The sequence below is a fragment of the Halodesulfovibrio oceani subsp. galateae genome (genome assembly GCF_055397225.1).
Window position 1 is genome coordinate 440,517 of sequence record NZ_AP042453.1, and the last position, 20,744, is coordinate 461,260.

Consider the following 20,744-nt stretch of genomic DNA (forward strand, 5'->3'; position numbering starts at 1 on the left):
TAGGGATGAAATTTGTAAAAGTACTTATGGTGCTCGCATTAACTTTAATGCTTGCTGCACCTGCTTCTGCGGCTGATATTGAAATTGCTAAGAAATCCACAATCAACAAAATTCTTAAAAGTGGCGAACTTCGCGTTGGTTTTGACGCAAGTTATGCTCCTTTTGAAATCACTGATAAAAGTGGCCGTTACATCGGTTTTGATATCGATCTTGGCAAAGAGCTCGCAAAATCTATGGGCGTGAAATTTGTGCCGGTTAACACCGACTTTGACGGCATTATTCCTTCACTGCTCTCTAATAAATTTGATGTTATCATCTCCGGTATGACTCTTACCCAGCAGCGTAACTTGCAGATCGGTTTTTCCGATGCATACTTCCTCATGGGTCAGGGCGTTATGGTTTCCAACAAACTTCAGGGTAAAATTGCTCGTTACAAAGAGCTGAACGATCCTAAGTACGTTGTTGTTTCCCGTCTTGGTACTACCGGTGAAGAAGCTGTTAAAAAATACCTGCCAAAAGCAACCTACAAATCTTTTGAGAAAGAAGTAGACTGCGGCATGGAAGTTATTTCCGGCCGTGCTGATGCTTTTGTTTTCGACATTCCTGCTCTCGAAAACATCGCTTCTGTTCAGGGTAAAGGCAAAGTGTTCGTACTGAACGATCCTTTCACCTTTGAGCCTATGGCAATTGGTTACAAACAGGGCGATCCTGATTTTGCTAACTTCCTTAACAACTTCATCTTCCAGTTTAAAAACGACGGTCGTTACCAGCGTCTTTACGACAAATGGTTCCGTTCTGAAGCTTGGAAATCCCAGTTGAAGAAATAGTTTTTTTTGTCTACTAAGGGATCGGCTTTGGCCGATCCCTTTTATTCCGCTGTCACGCTCACCTGTACTACAGGGACAGTGTATATACTTGAAGGCAAAGCTTCCTTCTGATTTCATGACCCGCTGTGGTATACACAGCGTGATATGAAGCCGGAAGGTTTACTGTTTTATGGAACTTGTTTGTAACGTGTTGAGATAAGGATACGCAGATGATGAATTATACAGGACTTGATCGTCCTAAAAAGCCGGGCTATTTCCTGTTTTGGAAAGCCATGTTTGTGGCAATTTGCCTGTTTGGTCTCGGCTTTATTTATGCTGCTGCAGATTTTGTAGATTACAACTGGCGCTGGGAACAGGTGCCTCAGTATTTCTGGCTTGATAAAGATCTTGAAGTTCGATCTGAAGCTGAAGGCGAACTGGTTAAGATTGATAAAACAGCTGCAGGTTATACACTTGTTGTTCAAGATGGCAATTACGACGAAGTCGTTCAGTTGCCACCTCATGCTAATATTTTCATGGTTGAAGGTGATTACGTATACATGGGTGATACTCTTGCTGAGTATCGCGTAAGTCAGCCGGGTATTTTGCTCGAGGCTACTTTCGTAACACTGAAAGTCTCCATGCTTGCTATTATCCTTGGCATTGTCGTGGGGATTCTTTCCGGCTTAATGCGAATTTCGGAAAACCCTTGTTTGCGTTGGCTTTCCATCACGTATGTTGAATTTATTCGTGGCTCACCATTACTTGTTCAGATCTTCCTCTGGTATTTTGTCGTTGGATCTCTTGTTAACGCCATGCTTGATAAGATCGGCCTGAACGCAATCCCTGCATTATGGTACGGTGTATTTGCATTGGCTATTTTTACCGGTGCATATGTGGCAGAAATCGTTCGTGCGGGTGTACAGTCAGTCCATCGCGGTCAGAGCGAAGCTGCGCGAGCACTGGGTTTGAGTGGGACACAGGCTATGCGTAAGGTTATTCTTCCTCAGGCCTTTCGTCGTATTCTTCCTCCGCTTGCGGGGCAATTTATCAGCCTTGTTAAAGATTCTTCACTGCTCGGCGTAATTGCTGTGCGAGAACTCACCAAGGCGACCAGAGAAGTTATTAGTTCGTCCCTTATGTCATACGAGCTGTGGATTTCCTGTGCTATTATGTACCTTGTTCTTACTTTTGCCCTTTCTGTGGCGATTCAGTACCTTGAAAGGAGAGCGGTTCGATGATCAGCGCGAAGAATGTTAATAAATATTTCTACATTCCAGAAGAACTGCATGCTCTTAAAGATGTTTCTCTGGATGTTGCAGCGGGCGAAGTGCTTGTTGTTATCGGCCCTTCCGGTTCTGGTAAGTCAACCTTCCTGCGTTGTCTGAACCGTTTGGAATTTGCTAACAGTGGCTCCATTACCATTGAAGGCACCGAGGTTCTTGATCCTGACTGCGACATTAACCAAATTCGTGCAGAAGTTGGTATGGTGTTCCAGTCCTTCAACCTTTTTCCTCATATGAGCGTGCTTGATAACATCACTATGGCGCAGATGACTGTGCGCAAGCGCTCTAAGAAAGATGCAGAGAAAAAGAGTATGGAGTTGCTTGAAAAAGTTGGTCTTGCACATAAATACAATGTGTATCCGGATCAGCTTTCCGGTGGGCAACAGCAGCGTATTGCTATTGCCCGTGCCTTAGCAATGGACCCAAAAGTGTTGTTGTTTGATGAACCTACCTCCGCCCTTGATCCGGAGATGGTTGGTGAGGTTCTTGATGTTATGAAAAACCTCGCAAAAGAAGGCATGACTATGGTTGTTGTTACTCATGAAATGGGCTTCGCCCGTGAAGTAGCAGACCGTGTTGTGTTTATGGATGCGGGTATGCTTGTTGAGCAGGGTACGCCTGAGCATTTCTTTACGAATCCGGAACACGAACGCACCAAATTATTCCTGAGTCAGATTTTATAAGACATCTGTAAGTTAAACAGCTTTTGGTAAAGAAAAAGAACGGCCTCAATTTGAGTCCGTTCTTTTTTTTGCAATTTTTATGTGCTCAATCCGTAACGCAAGGCTAATAGCTTCCGTACTGACGTTGTATGAAATTATTTAGACTTAGATTTTTACTGGTTGAAATAAAAGATTTGTTAAGTTTATTAGGTTGCTACGAAAACAGTTCTTTCATTTTTTTTTACTATTTTAGTAAGAAAGTAACAAAAACGTGTATTGTTTTTGTTGTAAATTTTCACTAGGATAGCAAACTGGATTAAGGTTGATATAGTTGTTCTGGGTTGCAAAGGGTGAACGCTGTTATTGTCAGTTAAAAACAGTACAATAATAAGCTGTTGAGCCTCAGTGCTTGATGGTAGTATGTTTTGTCGTAAGCGTTACTGACTTAACGTAATGTAATACTGCACGGCCTTATGCGATCATTAAAAAATGTAGAAGAAAACTGACCTGCAATATATTGCAGCCGAAAATACATGAATATATATTCTCTTACAGCATTACAGGTGTTAGCTCAGGGTGATATTGTTTTCATCGGTAGAACTGGTGAAGACGCTGATCTCGCAGCGAGCATTAATACTCCTTTGCCTCCTGCATTCTTTCCTGTGGGCACTACATTTGTTGCCACAGATAATGCTGGAAAGCCTTGCTGCATAGTCGTTCAGAATGGATATTTTCCTTCGCATAACGGCATACATTCTGTTGAAGGCATGTGGGTAAAGATGCTTTCCGGTTTTGATGAAGGGGCTTCCTGTTCCGTTACTCCCACAAAAGAAGCGTTGAGTCTCGCGTGGGTTACGCTTTCTGACAAAGGGGCGCGTAAGCAGCGTGAGGATGCGAGTGGTCCTTTAATTGAAACAATTGTTCGGGATAAGTACGAGCTTGCATATGTTCGCGGATACATGATTCCGGATGAAGAATTACAGCTGCGTCAGCTACTTGTTGATTTGGCGCTGCACCAAAAATTCGATCTGATTTTAACAACAGGCGGCACCGGGGTTTCTCCTCGTGATGTTACACCTGAAGCAACTGTTAAGGTTATTGATCGTCGCCTTCGCGGGGTTGAACAAGCAATGATGGCAGCGAGTTTGAAGAAAACTCCGCATGCTGTTGTGTCACGCGCGATCGCAGGTACTTTAGGTACTTCTTTGATTGTGAATATGCCGGGAAGTACAAAGGCAGTTGCAGAAAATTTAGAGGCAGTTCTTCCTGCGTTTGGTCACACCATTGCCAAACTTCAGGGCGACCCAGCTGATTGCGGGAACTAGGTAGGAGAAGCTGTGGTATTTCAGCATGAGTGTCAGGGGCCGGGGCTAGCTTTTACAGAAGGTAGTAATTTTAAAGTTCGGTTGTTCGATCTTGTCAGCGCATTAGCTCGGTCATTGGATATGGTTTCGCAAACTCTTGCGGGGCATCATACTAATGTCGGTTTTTATGCGTCGCGCATAGCTGAGTGCTATGGGTTGAGCAGCTTTGAGAAACGCAATGTTGTTCTTGCGGCTATGCTGCACGACATCGGCGCTGTTTCGCTATATCCCGCTGTAGATTCTCTCTTATTTGAAGATGATACAATTAAACATTCTATAGCTGGCTCGGTGATCATAAGTTCATCGAAAAAGTTACAGGATGTTTCTAAGCTTGTGGAGTATCATCATACCCCATGGGAAGAATTGCAGGGTATGAATAAACATTATGAAATCAGTAATATTATTAACTTAGCTGATTACATTGATGTTCATACCCGTCGAGACCGTCCGGTGAGACACCAGCTTCCGGTTTTAATTGAGTTGTGCCGTAAGCATTCCGGCACAATGTTTAATCCTGACTATATTGAAGCGCTGCGTGAAGCTGAATCGAAACGTAATTACTTCCACCGGCTACACTCTGAACGCACAGAAAAATCCCTAAATCTTTCGACACAGTTCGACTCTGATATCCTTGATGCTGAAGGCGTCTTGGACTTTACTGGTTTGTTCGCTAAAGTTATTGATTTTCGTAGCCGTTTTACCGCTACGCATTCACAAGGCGTGGCTGTAACATCCAGTGTGCTTGGACGTTGGCTTGGATTTAATAAAGTCGAGCAGGCTTTGTTCCAGATTGCAGGACGCTTGCACGATATCGGAAAACTTGCAGTTCCAGCAGCACTTCTGGAAAAGAACGGTCGGTTAACAACGGAAGAATTTGCTATTATTCAGCGTCACGCAACGTACACAGAACATATTCTCTCCGGTATCCCGGGGCTGGAAGTGATCCGTGACTGGGCGTGTCAGCATCATGAACGATTAGATGGAACCGGTTATCCAAGAGGGATTGCAGGTAAAGATATTTCACTGGGATCTCGTATTCTTCAGGTTGCAGACGTGTTTACTGCGATCACAGAAGATCGTCCGTATCGTGGCGGTATGGACTTTAAGCAGACAACAAAAGTTTTACGCCAGCTTGGCGATTCAAATAAACTTGATCCTATTGTTGTTGAAGTGCTCATTGAGCGATATGATGAGATCAATGAATTGCGTTGTAAAGGGCAGACCCAAGCCCTCGAGCATTTTTCTAACTATTCAAAAGTACTGTACAACAAGTACGGTATTGTCGCTAAGGATGTTTCATGAGTTCGGCTTCAACACCCCTTGAGAAGTTTGGCGCTGTGTGCCGAATGATCAAGATAGAGCACTCAGTTTTTGCGCTTCCATTTGCGTATCTTGGACAGTTTATTGCGGCTGGCGGATTTCCTTCGTTAAAGCCGTTTTTGTTGCTCACAGTAGCAATGGTGGCTGTGCGTTCTGTTGCAATGGCATTCAACAGGGTAATTGATTTACCGTTTGATGCAAAAAATCCGCGTACCCAGCAGCGTCCTCTTGTGACGGGTGAGATTTCACCAACGCAAACATGGGTGTTCATCGCGATTATGGCTGCAATTTTCGTGATTGCCTGTTTCTTTATAAATGACCTTAGTTTTAAACTTTCGCCCATCGCGCTGTTTGTGGCTGCGTTTTACAGTCTTCTCAAACGCTTTACATGGCTTTGTCATTTCTGGCTTGGAGCTGTACTTGCGCTTTCACCACTAGCAGGTTGGATTAGTGTTGATCCGCAGTTTACAGTTCCTGCTGTGTTGTTTGCGTGGGGGATTTTGTTCTGGGTTGCAGGATTCGATATTATCTATTCCTGCCAGGATACTGAGTATGATCGTTCAGTAGGGCTGAATTCAGTTCCTGCACATTTTGGTCTTGAATCAGCTCTTGTTATCTCATCATTCTGTCATGTGGTAACATCAATGATGTTCCTGATGGGCGGCTGGGCAGCAGGGCTTGGATGGCCTTATTTTGCTGTGTGGGCTGTTGTTTCCGGTATCCTTTACTGGGAACACTCCATTATCAGTGCCGACGATATGAGCCGTGTGAATATGGCATTTTTCACAATGAACGGATTCATTTCTGTAATGCTTTTTGTAGGCGCGCTTGCTGGCATTTACATGTAATATATTTTCTTTATAGAAATGAAAAAGGGAGAAGCTGATAATCAGCTTCTCCCTTTTTTTATTCTTGTAGAGCCTGCACGTTTCTGGATGTAACAAGAACAGGTTGCGTACTATGTGGGAGCAGTATTCCCCCTAAGTTAATGACCCATGGAAAGAACACATCATGGGAAAGTTTAGCACCTTGCTGTTTCTTTAATGCTGCAACTAGATCCGGATTAAGCATATTATAGGTGTCTGAGTACCATACAAAAAATGGAACTTCTCGTTGCTCAATAATGTCGGGGTCACCATGCCCGAAACGACCTTCCTCGCCGAGAGATTCACCGTGGTCTGAACTGTAAATAACTATTGCATTTTTGCTGCGGACAAGGTCGATAATCGATCCGATGAAAGCGTCAGTGGCAAGAATACTGTTGTCATATGCATTGTTAACCATGTCTATCTGCATATCTTCGCCATAGTTATCTGGAAGAAATTTTTTAAATTCTTTTGTATATCGTGCAGCGTAATTTGCGTGGCTACCACGAGTATGAATAGTGATTGCTTGGTTAACTGAGGCGTTTTTAAGCACGCCCTTTAGGGGCTCAAGGAGCATGGCGTCATGGAATTTATTATATGAAGTACGCCCAAATTTGTTTCGAAATAATTTTTGGTCAATTTCGCCGATAGCATTCGTAGTAGGGGTGTCGTTACTTGTGAAACGGTCGTTTGCAGACAGCCATGTTGTTTTGAAACCATGTTTCTTAAAGACTCCGAGGTAGGAATCCATGGTGGTTTCAGGTTTTGCTAATGTTGCAGGGGTGATCATGGCTGGAACAGAAAGACGTGTGTAGGCAGCGAAAGAAGTAATGGCACCAAAGTTAACAAAGTTCTTTTCATTACTAAGGCGCGGAGTCGTTTCGCGAGGGTATCCGTTAAAATGAAATCTATCTGCTCGTGCTGATTCGCCGATGATGACAATAACCTGCAACGGCGTTTCTTGCTTCAAGGCTAGTGAATCAAGTTCTGCTGAACCGATAAGTTCGTTTTGGGTAATGTTTTTTGCATACTGCCCAGAAAATTCTGCGAGTCCGTTGAATACACAATATGGAAATACATATTTAATTGCCACAACTGGACGAACTGTTTGTACTTGGGGTGTTTTTTTGAATTTACCCAGAAGAACGGTTGCGGGTACAATAAATAGCAACAATAAAGCAAGTGTCTTAATTTGAAATTTGCCAGTGGAACGCTTCAATAAATATCCGAGAATGAATGAGAATAGTAACGCTATTGCTCCAAACATAAGGAGCTTGGATGTTACAAATTCACCGGCTTCTCCACTGTTTGTTTCCAGCAGAAGAAAGAGGAGCTCTTTATCGATTTTAATTCGGTAGATACCGTGGAAGTAGCTAGTGAGCGCGCTTACGAAAAAGATGGGTGGAATAAGTATACTGGCAAGACCACGCACCTGAGAGATTATATACATCACGCAAAAGTTGAAGCACAGTAGGTAGATTACAGACGGGATAGCATAAAGGTAAGGAAGCCTCATCAAGTCTGGAAGCATCATCGCTGAAAATGCAATAGCAAGAATCGCTGAAAGATACTTATTATCGAATACTAACATCTCTAGAATTCCTTGAACTGTCTGTAATCTAAGATTTTATTATGAAATTTGTTTTGAGAAACTTGCTCAGATTGCCTGTCATAAAAAATAAAAGCAACTCCTTTTCAACTAGGAAAAGGAGTTGCTTATCAGCGTGATCATTAAAAAATAGTTACTTAACCAGCGGCTAACAATTTTCCTTCAATAAAGTCAGTCACTACTGCCACAGGTGCATTAACAGTGATGCCTTTAACAAGGGAGATATGTTTTTCTTTCAATGCATCGCATGCGTCCTGCGGTACGTCTTTTGCCAGAACATATCCTGCATCAAGGCGTTCGAGGAAAGAAGCTGCTGCTTTTGGCTCGTATGCTGGAGCATCAACGGTTTCTGTAGATACAATCTTTTTAGTCTCTGCATCTGCTACTGCGATAATGTACTGTTCAGCCAAATGCATGGATGGGGACAGGGTACCTTTGGTAACAGGCAGTGCGATTTTAATTGTACCTTTATGCGGTGGAAGAATCGGGTGCAGTTTGTTAGCTGGTTCTGCGCCGTCATCAAGCATAAGGATCGGTTTAAGAATTTTCTGGAAGCTCTGAGCTGTCGGGCTATCTTGCTTTACAGTAAGAAGTGAGAAACCTTCGTCGCCGGAACGAACAACTTCCGGATCAAGTGGAATGTCACCGAGGAAGCGTACGCCAACCTCTTTAGCAAGGTCTTTACCGCCACCTTTGCCGAAGATGTTCTCAACATTGCCGCACTGTGAACACACAATGCCGCTCATGTTTTCGATAATACCAAGTACCTGATTCCCAACATCACCTACAAAGGTAACGGAGCGGCGTACGTCATCGATAGCAACACCCTGTGGGGTTGTTACGATAACTGCCTGTGCGTCGTTGCCAAGGAGCTGCATAACGGAAAGAGGCTCGTCGCCAGTACCCGGAGGGCAGTCAACAACCATGTAATCAAGGTCGCCCCAAACAACATCAGAAAGAAGCTGTTTGATAAAACCCATTTTTACAGGACCACGCCATACAACAGGCTGGTAGGAGTTAGGCAGTAAGAAGCCCAGAGACATAACAGAGAGGTTCTTGCTCCATGCGATAGGTTCAATGAAGGACTCTTCGATATGCACTTTGGAATCACGCATGCTTAACAGACGAGGCACACTAGGGCCGTGTACGTCTACGTCGAGCAAGCCGACTTTTTTACCAGCAAGTGAAAGACCGATAGCGATGTTGGTCGCAACGGTACTTTTACCAACACCACCTTTGCCGGACATAACAACAATTTTATGTTTAATACGGCTGATGGTTCGTTTCATCCGTGCTTCGCCAGCATCTAATTCAGTAGGTGCTCCGCCGCAGGAACCGGAAGAACAGTCACCACTGCTGCAGTCAGTACTCATGTTGGTCTCCAAACAGTAGAATATGCCGCGTTGAAAAAAACAATCTGTCCAGTGCGGCGATTAATTAAGGCAGATTGTGTGAAATCTAAGTATAAAGTCAGTAGTCACTAACATATGGGTTGTCCAGAGGCCAACGTGTTTTTTTTATGTACTTTGGTTTTATTTGGTGATGCTAGCACTACTAAGGTCAAACTTTGGTGAAAAAAAACCCCCGTGATACGGGGGCATATATTCAAGAACTACCTGTATACGAAATATCAGGTGTCAGATGCTATTTTTGTTTTCCGGCATGTGCTTTGCGCAGCCAGTCGTACCATGTATCGAGACCTTCGCTGGTAGTACAGGAAGTCTGGAAAATTGGCATGTCTTTGTTCAACTGAGTAGCAAACTGCATTGCACGTTCAACATCAAACTGAACGTATGGGAGCAGGTCACATTTGTTCAGAATCATTGCTGAAGATTTTTCAAATAAGGCCGGATATTTCTCTGGCTTATCGTCGCCTTCAGGGACGCTGAGCAGAGCGACTTTAAAATCTTCGCCGCAATCAAATTCAACAGGACAAACAAGGTTGCCGACGTTTTCAATGAACAGAATATCGATCTCGTTCATATCAAAGTTAGCGAGTGCAGCAGTAATCATGTTGCTGTCAAGGTGGCAGCCGCCGTCAGTATTGATCTGAACAGCTTTAGCTCCAGTTTCTGCAACTCTGCGGGCATCATTATCTGTCTGACAGTCACCTTCGATGACAGCCATCTTAAATTCACCTTTAAGGTCTGTAAGAGTGCGTTCAAGAATAGATGTCTTGCCCGCGCCAGGTGAACTGATGAGGTTAAGAACAAGAATGCCGTGCTCGGCAAAGAGTTCTTTTAAATTTACTGCGATTTTGTCATTCGCTTCAAGTATGTTGCGTACTACTGGGATTTCCATTGGGATTATTTACTCCGCTTCAAGATGATCTACGTAAAGTTCTTTTCCTGTAAGCACTGCGTGGCCGAATAAATTTTCGCACGACGGACACGGCATATAAAATAGATCCGTTCCCTCCGGTGTGAACTCTTTTGAGCATTCACCACAAGTAACAGTGACAGGAATTTCTTTAAGTTCCAGCTCAGCATTTTCTAAAGGGCTTTGCTTGGTTTGTACTTCAAAGGCAAACGAAAGTGCGTCGGGCACAAGGTTAGTCAGCTTACCGTAACAAACTCGAACCATAAGCAATTTAGAGGCATTATGCTTTGCCATCTCTTCCTTGACGATATCAATTAGACTTGCTGCTATTGCCATTTCATGCATGTCAGAAACGTAAAGGAAAACATATTAACCGTCCACAATGTTTTTAAAATACTAGTTTGATGTCCTAACATGCTGTTTTCAAGACAAAACGGGTATGATAGGGGTTAGATACATTATAAGTGCATATATTGGGGGCAATAGATGACAGAAGGTGTTTATCGCACCTCGTCCAATCTTTGGATTGGGTCGGGTGCAACGAGACGTAAGAGCATTTCGAAGAGATATTGGTACGCGAGTATAGGGACAGAAGGCAACGTAGAGGTTCAGCTTCTCACAAGTAACTTAACTCCAATTGGTGATAAGCGAGTTGTAGAACTTGAAGAATTTGAACAGGAATATGTGTTTGAACCAGGTCTGTTAGCCGTTGCTGTACAATCTACTAATGTGAGTACAGCACAGCAGGACCTTCAACTGCAAAACACAGCTTCCGCTAATGAGACAAATGCGTTGCTGTCAAGAGTGCCCACTCATCGAGCCAAGAAGACGGGCTTAAAGTTAGAAGAAGAAGAGGCTACGGAGAAATTTGATAGAGGCATGACAATGCTTCGCAGCGGATATTTAAAGCAAGGTCGCCGGATGTTGCTGGCTGTTCCAGATAAAGATGTACCGTGGAAATCAAAGCATAAACATTTATTTAATGATTTTGGAAAGCGTTTACGAAAAGAACAACAGCCTGAAATAGCATTGAAACATTACTTGAAAGCTGCGGAGCTTTCTCCTAATGATGATCATCTATGCTATAACATTGCACGCGTTTATTATGATTTGCGAAAAATGGCCGATTGTAAAAGATGGCTGCATCGTGCTCTTGTGGCAAATCCACAGCTTGAGCCTGCTCAAAAATTTTTGCAGGCAATAAAAAACAGGTAATATCCACAGTAATTCGAACGTCATTAGGAAGTACGTTGTGTTGCAATTAGAATATAAAGGTGTGTACTCCACACTTGAGTCTGAGCAGGGGACTGCGTTAACAGAACAGGTAAAACGCTACTGGCTTGTCTGGTTTACAGATAACGACACTGTAATGATTCAAGCACTGTCTGCGCAGCGTACTGTTGCCGGAAAGCAGTATCGTCTTAGGGTTGAAGACTTTATTCACAGGTTTATTAAAGAACCGGATGTTCTGTTGCAGCCGCAAGTGCTTGCCCATGCGCATCTGGTGGAGCATGAAGCACGCTCTTTGCCGGATGAGCCGTATATGTTTGTTCTTAAAGACAAGCATGGTGCGGATGTTACTCCGGAGCTTGTTTCTTCTTCAAAGGCTCTTGATATTGCCCGTGAAGAGGCTGAAGCTTTTGCCCGTGAACAAAAAACTCCGGAAAATGTAGCAAAAAATTTGAAGGCAGACTTTGAAAAAGCGCTTGATGCTCTTGAGAGTGGAGACAGGCGTAATGCATTAAAGTTGCTTACCAAGTTGGCAGATTCAAAAGACGGTGTTTTGCCGGAACACAAGCACGTATTTGCTGGATTTGGTTCAGACTTGCGCAAACAGAAGTTACCTGCCGCAGCATTGCAGCACCAGCTTCGTGTTGTTGAACTTAGTCCAAAAGATGATCATGCGTTATTTAACGTCGCCCGAGTGTATTATGATATGGGTGATTATGGTAATACCATTCGATACTTGAACCGTGCGATTGCGCTTAATGAAAACTTGAAATCGGCACAGCGCTTTCTTGAGTATGTACGCAGTGAGGGACGAGCAGCAAAATAGATGGTGTAACCGCTGAGGGGAGGATGCATGAACCGCAATATTTCGATGTTGATTTTATTGGCACTTGTGGTCGGGACTGTTCTTATTGGCTATAATAAATGGATAATGAGAGATTCGTACACCATTTCCAGTAAGGCGTCCTCTCAACTGGCAGTGAATGTCGGCGCACAGGAAAGTAAGGCGTTGCAAGAAGTTGTTATCGACAAAAGTACGTCGGACACTCTAGCATCAGCCGTTTCTGATGTGAGTAGCACAACGTCACCCACTGCGAAAGTTGCCCCAGCTTCTGCATCGAAAGCAACCGCCGTTACACCCCCGAAGGCAGATACAGAAAAAATGCTTACTCTTGTTACCAAAACGGTGACGATTGCAGAGGTTCGACCAGCGGTCGAAAAAAAACCTTCACAGCAAGAAACTGTAACCTCGCCTGAAAATGTGGTTGCTAAGAAAAAGGGTGATGAGCTTCCGCCTCTCGTTTCTGTTTCGTATGCGGATAAAAAGCTTACAGTATTTGCTGTAAATAAATTTACGTACAAAATTTTTGGATTGAAAGAGCCAGACAGGTTCGTTGTAGATGTGGTTGGGCGGTTTAGTGAAGAGTTGCCTGCACCGAAGGTTATACAGGATGGTCTGGTTAAGACTGTACGCTTGGGACGTCATGACGATCGAGTCCGTATTGTTCTTGATTTGAAAGGGACGCTTCCACCTAACTGGTCTGCAACTCAGACCAACGGCACATTATCAATACTTATGAAATAGGGCGGGTACGCTGAACTTTCCCTGTTTATTCAAAAAATAAAAATGGTTGTAAAAAAGAGCCGGAGTATTCCGGCTCTTTTTTTTTATTGCTGCATGGTACAGCTATTTTTTAATTTCAAACCCGATTCCAGTAACGGCACCTTCGATGGTTTCCATAGGAACAGGGGTAGATTCTTTCCATTCTACTTTTCCAGAAAGCAAATCAATAGTAACATCGGAAATTCCATCAATAGCTTCAAGAGCTTTGGTAACTGCGCTTACGCAGTGCTGGCAGGACATTCCGGTAACAGTAATTGCTGGCATTATATAATCCTCATGCAACTGTTTAAAAAGAATTGTATTAACTCAGTCTCAAGCGTAGCATACCGAATCATTTAATATCGCTCAACTATTCAAGCTTTTTTTGTTCCGGTACTGAACATATGTGATGGTATCTGTTCGAAAAAATGAGGTTTGTTATGACTGATAACCATATCGAGTCAATTGATCCAAAGGTACTTCGTAAGGTCACCATGCCTGTAAAAGGTATGACATGTGCTTCTTGTGCCGCCCGTATTGAAAAGGGTGTTTCAGAGGTGCAGGGAGTTACCACTATTGCCGTAAACTTGGCCACCGATTCTATGCAGGTAGAGTTTGATCCTTCGAAGATCAACGTTGCTGACATAGTGCAAAAGGTTGCTGATACAGGATACGAAGTGGTGGTACCGGAAACAAGTTCTGATAACGGTGGAACACTGCGCTTTTCAATTTCAGGAATGCATTGTGCCGCATGTTCTGCACGTATTGAAAAAGTTACAGCGCTGATGCCGGAATTTGCAGCTGTTGAGGTGAACCTTGCAACAGAGTCAGCCAGAGTAACCCCTGCCGCTGATATTGATAAAGATTCCGCAGTAACAGCATTTTCCGAGAAAGTTGCCATGCTAGGCTTTGGTGCAACATTGCAGGAAGCCGAAGACGGTGGTGCGCAGGACGTGACCGCTATGTGGGAAGATCAGCAGGAGTCTATGCGGGAACGCCTTGCTGAAATGAAAGCTAAGCTGATTCCAGAAATTTTCTTTGCTTCCCTTTTATTGATTATTGCCATGACAGAAATGGCAGGAATCAGTCTGCCTGAGTGGTTGGCTCCTCACTCTTCACCAAGAACTTTTTCCCTTATCCAATTGATTTTGGTTATCCCTATCATGTGGTCAGGGCGTGATTTCTATATACACGGTTTCAAAAATCTCTTCAGGGGCGCTCCGAATATGGATTCGCTCATTGCTGTGGGAACAGGCGCAGCGTTTGCTTACAGCCTTTGGGGAACCGTAGAAATTTATCTCGGTATTGATGTCATGGCTCGTGTTATGGATTTGTATTTTGAGGCAGCCGGTGTGCTGATTGCACTTGTTTCGCTTGGTAAATTCCTTGAAACACGATCCCGCGCGCACACATCAGATGCTATTAAAGGTTTGATGGAGTTAACACCTGATACCGCTATCCGTATTGTAGATGGAGAGCAGCAGACAGTGCCTGCAACAGAAGTTGCCGCAGGTGACATTCTACTCATTCGCCCGGGTGAACGTATTCCGGTTGACGGTAGTATTGTAGAAGGTTCCTCAAGTGTGGACGAATCCATGCTGACGGGTGAATCTTTGCCTGTTTCAAAAACAGTTGGAGATTCTCTTGCTGGTGGTACTGTAAACACTCATAGCGTTTTGACTATGAAAGCAGAGCATGTGGGTGCAGATACTGTTCTTTCTCGAATTATTCGTGTCGTACAGGATGCTCAAGGCTCCAAAGCGCCGATTGCATCCATGGCTGACACGGTCAGCTTGTATTTTGTACCGATTGTTATGGGCATTGCGCTACTTTCCGGTCTTGCATGGCTTATTGCCGGAGCATCGTTCCCGTTTGCGTTACGGATATTTGTGGCTGTAATGGTTATTGCTTGCCCGTGCGCCATGGGACTTGCAACACCGACATCTATCATGGTTGCTACAGGACGCGGTGCACAACTTGGTGTTTTGTTCAAAAACGGCACAGCGTTGGAACAGACAGGGCGTGTTCAAACTGTTGTTTTCGATAAGACCGGCACAATTACACATGGTAAGCCTGAGCTTGTTCATGTGGAATCATTGAATGGAATCGATGAAAAGACTGCGCTGACGTATGCTGCATCCCTTGAAAGTCTTTCAGAGCATCCACTGGCAACTGCCATTGTGAAGGGTGCAAAAGAGCGTGGAGTAGAGTTACTCGAAACGCAGGATGTAACCGCAGAATCCGGTAAAGGTATTTACGGCACGGTGGATGGTAAAACCATTCGTATTGGTAACGCCGCTTATGCCGGAGTAGATCAGAATACGGATGTTATGGAACGAATGAAGAAGCAGGCATTGCAAGGCCGTACAGCTCTTGTCATGGCCGTTGATGATAAACCTGCGTTGCTCGTTGCTGTGGCAGATACTATTAAGCCGGAGGCAGCTTCTGTTGTTTCTCGACTGAAGGCACGTGGTGTTTCTGTTGTTATGCTTACAGGTGATAACAGCATTACAGCAGCTGCAATGGCAAAGCAGGCGGGCATTGATACTGTTATTTCTGAAGTTCATCCGGAAGATAAAAGCGATACTATTATTGATCTTCAGAAGGAAGGAAAGCTCGTTGCTATGGTTGGTGACGGCATCAACGATGCTCCCGCGTTAGCTACTGCTGATGTGGGCATTGCCATGGGAACGGGCATTGATGTGGCTGTTGAGGCTGGTGATGTGGTGCTTATGTCCGGTGAATTAACTGGTGTGATCACTGCGGTTGAACTGAGCCGCGTAGCTGTTAGGAATATTAAACAAAACCTCGTGTGGGCATTCGGTTACAACACTCTTGGAATTCCCGTAGCAATGGGGCTGTTGTTCGCGTTGTTTAATGGTCCGACATTGTCCCCGATGATTGCTGGAGGCGCTATGGCGTTAAGTTCAGTCTCGGTTGTTTCTAATGCACTCCGCTTGCGATGGTTTAAGCCAAAAGAGTAGCTTCACGAATATATCTTTCATAGTACCTTAGAGCTGCTGCCAAAAGTGACGGATGCTCTCCTGTTCGAAAGATCGTGCGTATCCACCCAAAAAGAATCGGCCATAATCGCAGTCAAGAGGGCGTCCCTCTTGTGGGGTGCAGGGGCAAGACCCCGCCCGCCGGAGGCACTCCCCTCCCAAAAAAAACATACCTACAGAAAAGGTGGCGCTTATGGCGTCACCTTTTTTTGTGCCTAATATTGCTTGATGTATTCTGAAATATTGTCGGCAGAGCAGTTTTTACTCACCCAGAAGGCGGCAGCCCATACCATGAGTGCGGCGGCATCGGTGTTGTTGAGTCGGCAGAGCTTTGCTTCGAGTGTTTCTCTGCTGATGCCGTATACGTTATGTAGCTGATTGGTGTTGCAGGCATCTTCAACGCGCAGACGCAAGTAGTCTCCGCTGGAATTGTCCGGCTGAATTCGTAGATTTTTGTGCGCAGCGATAATGAGCGCAAGTTCACTGTCAGAAAAGCTGTGCTTGATGGACGTGATTGCACGGAAAAAGGTATCCACAACCCAAGGCAGGATGAATTCTGCTCCGGCACTTTTTGTGCGGAAGTAGTCTTTCAGCCATTTTTCCTGTTCGTTTGTGATACGAGCGGCTACTTGCGGCATACAGAAGAACCTCCCATGTGTCTCTGGGGTAAATCTTCGGAGTGTACCGAGTCCGAAATAAAAATATCAATATAGAAGTAAGATAGCTTGAAAAGTATTGCAATTATCTATCGGGCATACCTATTTGATGTCTACTGTCCCTTGTAGCGTAATGTCTTCCGGCATTAGCAGAACATTGCCTGTCTGATTGTCTATGTTGACGTCGCCTACGAGCGATATGGAAGGATTGAAGATAATATCGCCGGAAATACCAAGCTTAGTGCACGAGGCAAGAGACGGTACACCCTCTTTGAATTTTTCATAGATGTTGTCGAATTTGCTGTAGTATCGAGGATCGAGGTTTACCTGAAGGTTTTTCGCGATGTTTGCTTCATTTAATTTGAGCGTGCCGGAGGGATCGAGTAGGTAATAGTCTGACATAACCTTAAGTAGGTCGTCAGTGCGTTTAACTGGGATAAACCGGTCACGAGTCGTTACGATGGCCTGTGCATTTACAAAATGAGAGATTGCTGCGCCCATGGCACTTTCGATTTGATACACCGGAGTAGAGGATTCATCGTGCGGGTTTACTGTTTTAGGATTTAAAATAAGCGGAAGCTTCGGAAGTCCGAACTGATGCAGGGTGTTTTTCAATTCAATAAGGTTAATCCAAATATTGTTGGTGTTGAAAAGACGATGGCGTGTGATGTTCTGGAATTCTTCCAGATCGCATTCAGGACACTGACTGACTTCGCGTAAGATAAGACGTCCGTTATTATGCTTTGCGAGATGTCCGCCTTTGCTGTCGTTTTTTGTGCGCTCGGTAACTTCCATAAGAAACGGAACTTGTTCTTCAGCCATATAGCCTAACATGCGCATGTCTAACGTAGCACCAAGGTTGTCTATGTTAGACACGAGTGCGTATTTACGTCCCTGCCGGATAAGTGTTTCGAGCACACCTGAAAGATAGAGCGATGCGTAAATGTCGCCGTGTCCGGGAGGGTTCCATTCGTATTCACGGTTATCGGGATACTCAGCGGGCATCAATGTATCTTGACGTATTTTAGGAAATTTATGTTGAACAAAACAAAGCGGTAGCTGGGATAATCCACTCATGTGCCGTAATTCACTGAGCGTATCAGTATGCGTGTTGTAGCTGTTCATGAGTACCAACGGAAGTGGACCGCCGTACTGTTCCTGCCACGCAATAGCCTGCTTAACTGTGATGTCCAGAAATGACATATGATCTTTGACAGGCAACAGGGACTTAGCAAACTGCATTCCCATGCTTGTGCCCAGCCCGCCATTTAATTTAATAGCAACGGCTTCGTGAGCAATGGCTTTTCCTGCTTCTTCGTATTTATCCAGCGCATCAATATGTTTGAGATGTGATTGTGTTATCGGTGAGATGTGCATCTCTGGAATATGCCCAGTCGCGAGTTCGGATACATCTGCTAAATAGCTTGTGAACAGGTCAATGACTTTCGCTGGCATTCCCTCTTCGCGCATTTTTTCGGCGTAGGCAGCGAGAGTGGATGCGGAATCATATTGTTGTTCCGGTGTATTTGAAAACTTTTCACTGCGAACAGTTGCTTTTGAATGTGTGTTGCGAGAACCGGATGTAGTCATGTTGACTCCCTTTTCACAAAACTAGTTATATCTCACACGGTACAATGGCATGAAATTACGGATGAATTTACCCACTACCACACTGAGGAGAAGCTGGAAGTATAATCTTTGTGAAAAAGGAGTCGCTTGAAGGCGGAGAATATAGAAAAGAGCCTGCGGTGAATGGCAACACCGCAGGCTCTTTATCTAAATGATATTATGCAGGCTGCCACCTTTGGCTGCCATTTTATCGACGGATTTCGTTATATCCGGATCTTCTTCCAGTGCCGGAGCGTGGAAGGATTTGAGTCTGGCGTCAATAACAACGGGTCCTGCACAACCCCAGTGTTTGCAGTGGGTGAATGAGCCAGCACCGTACATATCTGTGGCAGGGTCAGAACGGGTGAATGTTACCCAGAGGAAGTTGTCCCAGTTGGCAGCGGTAAAGTCTGCATCATCCGCAACCACGACAAGCGGGAGTGAGTCAAGCTTACCGATGCTTTTCAGGTGTTCTGCAAGGCGGAACATTGCGTCGTCGTGTTCGTCACGTGCAGCGGTATGTTTAGGTCCTTTGACAACAATGACACCGGACATGAACATTTTGGCATCACTAAAGCCTTCCGGCAGAGTGAAGTGAGATGGAATGCTTGAACCAAGTGTACGTTTTACGGGACCGCAAGCTGTCCAGATAAGTTTGGAGCCTTGGTTAAGACTGATTCCTGTGTAGTCGAGTGTGTCGATTGTCGTGCGTGTTATGAAATGGAAATCACGCGCAAAGTCTGTACGCTCAAGCATATGCGTAAAAAATTCTTTGTAGTTATGCGTGGTAAGTCCTTGATTATCTTCTTTTGCCGCAAGGATTACGTATTTTGAAAGTGAGGTCTGTGTTGTGCCGAGCAGTGACAGGCCACAGGTGATAAGTTCCTGCGGCTGACGTTCTTCTGCGTACGGGACATATCGTTCGCTACCAATGGCAAGAAGGAGGGGATGTACACCCGCCTGATCAACTGCGTGTACTTCGTGCACACCGTTGAAAACTGTAGGCACGAGTTCTGCGGTGAGGTCATGAATAAATTCACCGAATATTGTATCTTCCTGTGGAGGGCGCCCAACAGTTGTGAATGGCCAGACAGCATCGTTGCGATGGTAGACATTGTCTACATGCATGAGCGGGAAGTCGTGCGCGAGGCTGTAGTAGCCCAGATGATCGCCGAATGGTCCTTCTGGCTTCTGCTCGTTAGGGTAGATTGTGCCGCAGATGCAGAAATCTGCCTCAGCAAGGATTGGAAGCTGACCTTCGCGGTTGATCATAGGCATACGGAACCCACCGAGGGCACCGGCAAAAATAAGTTCTGCAATGCCTTCTGGTAGCGGCATAATAGCCGCCATTGTCATGGCAGGAGGACCACCTACAAACACGTTTACTTTGAGTGGCTCATTACGGCGGATTGTTTCGGCATGGTGGTAGCCAATTCCGCGATGAATCTGGTAGTGCAGGCCAATTTCTTTATCTTTTTCAAACGGAGCACCTGTGAGCTGCACACGGTACATGCCGATGTTTGAATTCATGAAACCTGGTTTGTCCGGACTTTCTGTATATACCTGCGGAAGAGTGACGTAGCCGCCACCGTCCATAGGCCATGAATGTAACTGCGGAAGTTGGCTTACTGTGGTGGTGTTGTCCAGTACAGGCCCAGTTTTTACCTTTTTAGGTATTGTGGAGTACCCAGCGCGTGGAACACCGGCATACTTCCATGGATGCTTGAAGAAATCGAACGGATCAACCTTCAGCTTGAAAATGCCTTCCAGTGCGCGCAAAGTGTCGCGGAAGATCCAACGGGTGCGTTCCATGGTGCCGAAAATATTGCAGACCATGGGGAATTTGGTGCCTTTTACGTTGGTGAACATGATTGCAGGTGCTTTTGCACGAAAAGCACGGCGCTGGATTTCAGCCACTTGCAGATGCGGGTCAACTTCGTCATGGATGCGTATGAGCTGCCCACTTTGTTCCAGATCAGCAATAAGCTGCTGTGTATTTCTGTATCGCAAAAGAACTTCCTTTTATATCAAGCTGGGTTGAAGAAAACACTACTGGTATACCAAGAATGTGTGCCGCGTGCAGGGTGAGTCCCTCTGCATATTGCGGCGTCTCCTAAGGCATTTTATTCCCAACGGGTTGGGAAATTGGCCTGCGGTAGACTGGCGCTACGTAAAACACTTTCAAGGATATTCGTTGAAGTACCGAGCCCGCGCCTGTGTGCTGTACGGATTTATTATGCCTGTAACGGGAGGGCGTTGTCCATGTTCTGTATTCTTGGTTTGCCGTAATGGTACTACGTATGAAGATTTTGCGGAATAATAGAGTAAAGCATGTCCACCCGCAAGAAACTTGAGTAGCAGATGTATGGAATGATGGAAGGCCAAACAGCTGTGTCCATTCTTATAGAAAAAC

18 protein-coding genes are annotated in these 20,744 nt (G+C 44.9%); 10 read left to right on the forward strand and 8 right to left on the reverse strand.

Annotation, left to right across the window (positions count from 1 at the left end; genetic code table 11):
- Window positions 1-5: 5 nt before the first annotated feature.
- The 6 genes from ACZ5V1_RS01865 (at window position 6) to ACZ5V1_RS01890 (ending at window position 6,286) form a co-directional block, all read left to right on the forward strand.
- Complete coding sequence (locus tag ACZ5V1_RS01865) at window positions 6-827, forward strand: transporter substrate-binding domain-containing protein (protein WP_464390339.1); 822 nt, start codon at window positions 6-8, stop codon at window positions 825-827.
- Window positions 828-1,036: 209 nt separating this feature from the next.
- Window positions 1,037-2,047, forward strand: a complete 1,011-nt coding sequence (locus ACZ5V1_RS01870; protein ID WP_464390340.1) for an amino acid ABC transporter permease — start codon at window positions 1,037-1,039, stop codon at window positions 2,045-2,047.
- On the forward strand, window positions 2,044-2,775 hold the full coding sequence (locus ACZ5V1_RS01875) for an amino acid ABC transporter ATP-binding protein (RefSeq protein ID WP_464390341.1): 732 nt from the start codon (window positions 2,044-2,046) through the stop codon (window positions 2,773-2,775). Before ACZ5V1_RS01870 ends, ACZ5V1_RS01875 begins: the two co-directional genes overlap by 4 nt.
- A gap of 512 nt (window positions 2,776-3,287) precedes the next feature.
- Window positions 3,288-4,079, forward strand: coding sequence for a MogA/MoaB family molybdenum cofactor biosynthesis protein (locus tag ACZ5V1_RS01880; RefSeq protein ID WP_464390342.1), 792 nt, complete (start codon window positions 3,288-3,290; stop codon window positions 4,077-4,079).
- Window positions 4,080-4,091: 12 nt separating this feature from the next.
- Window positions 4,092-5,420, forward strand: a complete 1,329-nt coding sequence (locus tag ACZ5V1_RS01885) for an HD domain-containing phosphohydrolase (protein WP_464390343.1) — start codon at window positions 4,092-4,094, stop codon at window positions 5,418-5,420.
- A complete protein-coding gene (locus tag ACZ5V1_RS01890; protein WP_464390344.1) occupies window positions 5,417-6,286 on the forward strand; it encodes a 4-hydroxybenzoate octaprenyltransferase in 870 nt (289 codons plus the stop codon). The genes ACZ5V1_RS01885 and ACZ5V1_RS01890 overlap by 4 nt, the downstream gene beginning before the upstream one ends.
- A 58-nt stretch (window positions 6,287-6,344) precedes the next feature.
- Here ACZ5V1_RS01890 and ACZ5V1_RS01895 read toward each other — a convergent pair whose 3' ends face one another.
- The 4 genes from ACZ5V1_RS01895 to ACZ5V1_RS01910 all read right to left on the reverse strand — a co-directional run bounded on the left by ACZ5V1_RS01895 (window position 6,345) and on the right by ACZ5V1_RS01910 (window position 10,526).
- The gene (locus ACZ5V1_RS01895) at window positions 6,345-7,895 is read right to left on the reverse strand and encodes a phosphoethanolamine transferase (RefSeq protein WP_464390345.1); all 1,551 of its coding nucleotides are present in this window, start codon (window positions 7,893-7,895) and stop codon (window positions 6,345-6,347) included.
- A gap of 155 nt (window positions 7,896-8,050) precedes the next feature.
- On the reverse strand, window positions 8,051-9,286 hold the full coding sequence (locus ACZ5V1_RS01900; RefSeq protein WP_464390346.1) for a P-loop NTPase: 1,236 nt from the start codon (window positions 9,284-9,286) through the stop codon (window positions 8,051-8,053).
- A gap of 271 nt (window positions 9,287-9,557) precedes the next feature.
- The gene (hypB, locus tag ACZ5V1_RS01905) at window positions 9,558-10,214 is read right to left on the reverse strand and encodes a hydrogenase nickel incorporation protein HypB (protein ID WP_464390347.1); all 657 of its coding nucleotides are present in this window, start codon (window positions 10,212-10,214) and stop codon (window positions 9,558-9,560) included.
- Between the two features lie 9 nt (window positions 10,215-10,223).
- Window positions 10,224-10,526 carry a hydrogenase maturation nickel metallochaperone HypA/HybF gene (locus ACZ5V1_RS01910; RefSeq protein ID WP_464390348.1) on the reverse strand — a complete coding sequence of 101 codons (303 nt, stop codon included), beginning with the start codon at window positions 10,524-10,526 and terminating at the stop codon, window positions 10,224-10,226.
- A 192-nt stretch (window positions 10,527-10,718) separates the two neighbouring features.
- On the opposite strand from ACZ5V1_RS01910, the gene ACZ5V1_RS01915 reads away from it, so the two are divergent.
- Genes ACZ5V1_RS01915 through ACZ5V1_RS01925 form a run of 3 tightly spaced genes read left to right on the forward strand, consistent with a single transcriptional unit; the run spans window position 10,719 to window position 13,047 of the window.
- Window positions 10,719-11,447, forward strand: a complete 729-nt coding sequence (locus tag ACZ5V1_RS01915) for a hypothetical protein (RefSeq protein WP_464390349.1) — start codon at window positions 10,719-10,721, stop codon at window positions 11,445-11,447.
- A 37-nt stretch (window positions 11,448-11,484) separates the two neighbouring features.
- Window positions 11,485-12,288, forward strand: a complete 804-nt coding sequence (locus tag ACZ5V1_RS01920; protein WP_464390350.1) for a tetratricopeptide repeat protein — start codon at window positions 11,485-11,487, stop codon at window positions 12,286-12,288.
- Window positions 12,289-12,315: 27 nt separating this feature from the next.
- On the forward strand, window positions 12,316-13,047 hold the full coding sequence (locus ACZ5V1_RS01925) for an AMIN domain-containing protein (protein ID WP_464390351.1): 732 nt from the start codon (window positions 12,316-12,318) through the stop codon (window positions 13,045-13,047).
- Window positions 13,048-13,149: 102 nt separating this feature from the next.
- On the opposite strand, the gene ACZ5V1_RS01930 is transcribed toward ACZ5V1_RS01925, so the two are convergent.
- Window positions 13,150-13,350 (reverse strand): heavy-metal-associated domain-containing protein, encoded by a 201-nt coding sequence (locus ACZ5V1_RS01930; protein WP_464390352.1) that lies wholly within the window; start codon window positions 13,348-13,350, stop codon window positions 13,150-13,152.
- Between the two features lie 155 nt (window positions 13,351-13,505).
- Here ACZ5V1_RS01930 and ACZ5V1_RS01935 point away from each other — a divergent pair, with 155 nt between their 5' ends.
- A complete protein-coding gene (locus tag ACZ5V1_RS01935; protein ID WP_464390353.1) occupies window positions 13,506-16,049 on the forward strand; it encodes a heavy metal translocating P-type ATPase in 2,544 nt (847 codons plus the stop codon).
- 233 nt (window positions 16,050-16,282) lie between these two features.
- Here ACZ5V1_RS01935 and ACZ5V1_RS01940 read toward each other — a convergent pair whose 3' ends face one another.
- The 3 genes from ACZ5V1_RS01940 to ACZ5V1_RS01950 form a co-directional block, all read right to left on the reverse strand.
- Window positions 16,283-16,705, reverse strand: a complete 423-nt coding sequence (locus tag ACZ5V1_RS01940) for a hypothetical protein (RefSeq protein ID WP_160714082.1) — start codon at window positions 16,703-16,705, stop codon at window positions 16,283-16,285.
- Window positions 16,706-16,825: 120 nt separating this feature from the next.
- Window positions 16,826-18,313 carry a UTP--glucose-1-phosphate uridylyltransferase gene (locus ACZ5V1_RS01945; RefSeq protein WP_464390354.1) on the reverse strand — a complete coding sequence of 496 codons (1,488 nt, stop codon included), beginning with the start codon at window positions 18,311-18,313 and terminating at the stop codon, window positions 16,826-16,828.
- 186 nt (window positions 18,314-18,499) lie between these two features.
- Complete coding sequence (locus ACZ5V1_RS01950) at window positions 18,500-20,341, reverse strand: UbiD family decarboxylase (RefSeq protein ID WP_464390355.1); 1,842 nt, start codon at window positions 20,339-20,341, stop codon at window positions 18,500-18,502.
- Window positions 20,342-20,744: the final 403 nt, after the last annotated feature.